The organism is Allobosea sp. P4_C6 (assembly GCF_056402015.1).
The window spans coordinates 1-761 of sequence record NZ_JBFUIF010000313.1; the positions used below are offsets into that span (position 1 = coordinate 1).

The window sequence follows — 761 nt, forward strand, 5'->3', positions numbered from 1 at the left end:
GTGTTGGGAAGATGCCATCGAAATTTTCAAATAAACAGCGGCTGCGATTTGCGAATGTAACCTCTAATATCTCCGGAAAGGCCACGTTTCCTCGCGTCATTAATATTCCATTGTTATTGGCATGAACGTGGACGACTTGAAATTTCTCCTCTAATTTTCGCAAGRCATGCTCGGCCCGCTCATACCAATCATCACGCTCCACTCGGTCAAAGTCATGGAATTCAACGACCAATTGCGTCACTCGTTCGAAGTCTTCGCCAGTTGCAGCTTCTAAAACTTCCCACTCATCTCCCTCGATGTCCATCTTCAGTATACAGGACTGGTTTTGTCCTAGCGCTTGAGCAGACGCTAGGCTATGATCCAATCCTGCTTGCATAGGTGCAATGCGGCTGCGGTGAAATCGTACTAGATGATGGGTTTCTGGTGGTGCCTCGATCGTGTAATCGAACTGGTGTACCTCGATACCGCGATTTGCGAGATCTAGATCCCAAGTCATCTCCGCGCCCACGCCCAACGAGAGGGCAAATTGCACCCCTTCGAAGTCGTCAAGCATGACGTAGCCACCATCGCCCGAATGTCCTACACGCTTCTTTGTCAAACCGATTGCCGAGACCGGCTTCAGTAATCGGCCAAGAGTGAGTAACCTACTTTGGATAACTCCCGCGTTTTGCCCCGCCGCCGAGGTTCCGTCGCGGCCGCCCAAATGTAACGACAACTCCTTTGACAAGTGCAAAGATAGGTGCTTGTCCACATGATTAAGC

At 50.4% G+C, this 761-nt stretch carries 1 protein-coding gene; it reads right to left on the reverse strand.

Annotated features, from left to right (window positions below):
- Positions 1 to 703, reverse strand: a 703-nt coding sequence (locus AC1DVA_RS28885) for a hypothetical protein (protein ID WP_476808204.1), incomplete at its 3' end; no start/stop codon positions are given.
- Between the last annotated feature and the right edge of the window lie 58 nt (positions 704 to 761).